The organism is Streptomyces sp. NPDC006265, assembly GCF_040613555.1.
In the GTDB taxonomy this organism is placed as follows: domain Bacteria; phylum Actinomycetota; class Actinomycetes; order Streptomycetales; family Streptomycetaceae; genus Streptomyces.
This window is the reverse complement of record NZ_JBEXSH010000984.1, coordinates 1-3,108: the sequence shown is the minus strand read 5'-3', so window position 1 is coordinate 3,108 and position 3,108 is coordinate 1. Positions and strand designations below refer to the sequence as shown.

At 72.0% G+C, this 3,108-nt stretch carries 3 protein-coding genes, 1 tRNA gene and 2 pseudogenes; 3 read left to right on the top strand and 3 right to left on the bottom strand.

Annotated features, from left to right (window positions below):
• Positions 1-90: pseudogene (locus ABZ281_RS43920) on the top strand (flavodoxin-dependent (E)-4-hydroxy-3-methylbut-2-enyl-diphosphate synthase); the annotation flags it as partial.
• Between the two features lie 260 nt (positions 91-350).
• Here ABZ281_RS43920 and ABZ281_RS43915 read toward each other — a convergent pair.
• Positions 351-917, bottom strand: coding sequence for a DUF4365 domain-containing protein (locus tag ABZ281_RS43915; protein ID WP_356663809.1), 567 nt, complete (start codon positions 915-917; stop codon positions 351-353).
• Between the two features lie 169 nt (positions 918-1,086).
• Here ABZ281_RS43915 and ABZ281_RS43910 point away from each other — a divergent pair, with 169 nt between their 5' ends.
• Positions 1,087-1,815 carry a 3'-5' exonuclease gene (locus ABZ281_RS43910; protein ID WP_356663811.1) on the top strand — a complete coding sequence of 243 codons (729 nt, stop codon included), beginning with the start codon at positions 1,087-1,089 and terminating at the stop codon, positions 1,813-1,815.
• 68 nt (positions 1,816-1,883) lie between these two features.
• Here the strand turns inward: ABZ281_RS43910 and ABZ281_RS43905 are convergent.
• Both ABZ281_RS43905 and ABZ281_RS43900 read right to left on the bottom strand, forming a co-directional pair.
• Positions 1,884-1,955: transfer RNA gene (locus ABZ281_RS43905), tRNA-Val, on the bottom strand.
• Between the two features lie 39 nt (positions 1,956-1,994).
• Complete coding sequence (locus tag ABZ281_RS43900) at positions 1,995-2,441, bottom strand: SRPBCC family protein (protein WP_356663807.1); 447 nt, start codon at positions 2,439-2,441, stop codon at positions 1,995-1,997.
• A 97-nt stretch (positions 2,442-2,538) separates the two neighbouring features.
• On the opposite strand from ABZ281_RS43900, the pseudogene ABZ281_RS43895 reads away from it, so the two are divergent.
• A pseudogene (locus ABZ281_RS43895) lies at positions 2,539-3,108 on the top strand (hypothetical protein); the annotation flags it as partial.

Here is a 3,108-nt window from a genome sequence, read left to right as displayed (position 1 = left end):
GTCGTCATGATCGAGGCGTACCGGCAGCTGGCCGAGAGCTGCGACTATCCGCTGCACCTGGGCGTGACGGAGGCCGGGCCTGCCCAAGGCCTCGCCGAGCAGGTCGTCGCTGTCGGGGAAGGCGCGGCTCTCGGGCACCAGGAGGCTGGTGCCGCTGCCGACGGGGCCGGGCGGGGTCCAGCGGCCGTAGCGTCCGGGGGCGCCGCCGCGTCGCTGCCAGCCGTGCCGGTGCAGCAGGGCGCTCAGCACGGCCGGGTCGACGTCGACGGGCGCGGGCGGCGAGCCGCTCCAGGTGGGGTCGGCGGGGTGCGGCCGGACCTGCCTCAGTGGCTCCTCGGTCGGACGGTGCGTCACGGTTTCCCTCCCGTCCCGACCCGCGTCATGATCTCGCAGAGGGCCCGGTCGTCGAAGATGCGTGAGGTCGGTATCCGCACGGTGGTGCGGCGGCGGCCGGTGATCGGTTGTCCGGCGAGGTTGGTCCAGTAGCAGCAGTGCCTGAGGTCGAGCCGGTCGTGGCCGGCGCGCAGCCAGTCGTCCTGGGAGCGCGGCACCAGCATCACCACCAGGATCTTGTGCACCGACACGGGTGTGCGGGCGAGCTTCGCCAGGTGGTCGTTGTCGAGTGTGAAGGAGAAGGTAAGGCCGGGTGGGTTGGGCGGCACCTGGTAGGTGGCCTTGAGCTGCACCTTGATGGTGACCTCGTCGTCGACCGTGTGCCCGGGGGCGCTGTGGCTGACGTGCCAGTCGATGCCGTTGTCGGGAAAGGGCTGGGACAGCGAGCAGCCGGCCCCCGCCGCGACGGCGTGCAGATAGCCGACCTGCAGTGTCTCCATGCAGGCGGTGGTGGCGAGAGTGCCGCGAGAGGGAGCCGTGCACTCGGGCAGCAGCCCGCCCCGTTCGGGCTGCGCTATGGCCATGGCCAACAGCCTTCCAGAACAAGTGATTCCCCACTGCGGGCCGCTGAACTGCAGCGACCCGTACTCCTGTTGTCTCCTTCCGGCGTACGGCGCAAACAGCCCGGGTATCACCGAATCGGGCAGCGGACGGTACGTCAACTGCCGAAGGAGAACGAGGGGTTGTGTGGCTATGACGACGTGCTGGTACGAGGGGCCGCTGGCCGCCTTCGACACGGAGACGACGGGCGTCGACGTCGAGACCGACCGGATCGTGTCGGCCGCCGTCGTCGTCCAGGACGCACCGGGCGTGCGGCCGCGGGTGAGCCGTTGGCTGGTGAACCCGGGAGTGCCGGTGCCCGCCGAGGCGACGGCGGTGCACGGGCTGACGGAGGAGCACCTGCAGTGCAACGGCCGGTGGCCGGCGCCGGTGATGTACGAGATAGCGCAGGCGCTGGCCGAGCAGGCACACGCCGGGCGCCCGGTCGTGGTGATGAACGCGCCGTTCGATCTGACCCTGCTGGACCGGGAGTTGCGCCGTCATCGCGCCTCGGCGCTCGGGCGCTGGTTCGAGTCGGCGCCGTTGGCCGTGCTGGACCCGCGGGTCCTGGACAAGCATCTGGACCGCTACCGCAAGGGCCGCCGCACCCTGACCGACCTGTGTGAGCACTACGGCGTCTCCCTGGAGGGCGCGCACGACGCGGCGGCCGACGCCGTGGCGGCGCTGGAGGTCACGCGGGCGGTGGGCCGCCGGTTCGCGTCCCGGCTGGAGCGCCTCGCCCCGGGTGAGCTGCACACCCTGCAGGCGGTGTGGCACGCCGCGCAGGCGCGGGGTCTGCAGGCGTGGTTCGCGCGCAGCGGTGTGGACGAGGCGGTCGACCCGGCGTGGCCGCTGCGTCCGGATCTGCCGGCGGCGGCCTGAGCACCTGGCACGGGACCCGCGAGGGCATGAAAAAACCGGTCCGTCTGCGACGGACCGGCTGTTTCCGGTGGGCGATACTGGGTTCGAACCAGTGACCTCTTCGGTGTGAACGAAGCGCTCTCCCACTGAGCTAATCGCCCGGGAACGCACTGAACCATACAGGTCCGGGCGCGCTTCCTTCAAACCGCGCGGAGGTGCCTGAGGAGTCCGCGCCGCCCGGAGCGCATCATCAGCGCGTGGTTGGCGCGGAAGACGGGCCGTCCGGGTACGGCGAGCCGTCGCAGCAACAGCTTGTGCACGCTGACGACCTGGTCGTACCGGGCGAGACTGCCCGTCCCGCGCGGCGTGACCGTCCAGCGTGCCCAGCCCTCGATGTCCCCGGACAGGGTGGTCTCCAGTACACCGGCGGCACGATCGCGCCGCACCTCGCGCGCCGTGAAGGTCATGTCGTACGGCAGGACGGAGCGGATGTGGATCACCCCGGTGGTGTCGTCGAGCCGGGTCACCTCGCGGACCTGGCGCCACCAGCGCGGGTAGTCCTCGGGGCGTTCCAGCACGTCGTACACGGTGGCGGGGGGCGCGGGCAGGTGCCACACACTGCGGAAGCGGTAATGGTTCCAGTCCATCCCGGCAGTCTGCCCACTCGCGGCACGGACGGTCTGAGTACGCGCCTGAGTACCCGCACTCATGCCCTGCCGGGTGACGCGGACCACACTGCGATCCATGACCCACCTTCCGCCTCCGGCCGAGGAATTGCGGCTCCTCGATGCCGAACTCTGGCAACTGGACGCCCGACGTTCCCAGTTGCTGACCCGTCGCGCCTGGCTGGTCGCGGCCCTGCAGCAGACGCAGCAGCAGTCACGGGCCCAGGCCTCGACGCGGCCGCCTGCCACCGCACCGCCGCGCCCCGAGACGGCGGCGCCCAGCGTGCAGAACGTGCTGCTGGTCCTCGGCGGTGTCCTGCTCACGCTCGCGGCGGCGGTGTTCACACTGGTCAGCTGGGGGCAGATGGGGATCGCCGGGCGCGCCCTGGTGCTCGGCGCGGTCACGCTGGCCACGCTCGCCGCACCCGTGGCCCTGCTGAAGCGAGGGCTGCGGTCGACGGCCGAGTCCGTAGCGGGCCTCGGACTCGCCCTGACCGTCCTGGACGCCTACGCGCTGCATGCGGCGGCTCTCTCCGGGACGGACGGGACCGGCTACGCGGCCGCGGCGTCGGCGGTGCTGGCGGCGACCTGGTCGGCGTACGGCCTGCGGCCGGCCACGGCCGCGCTGCGCCTGCCCCTGCCGTCCGCC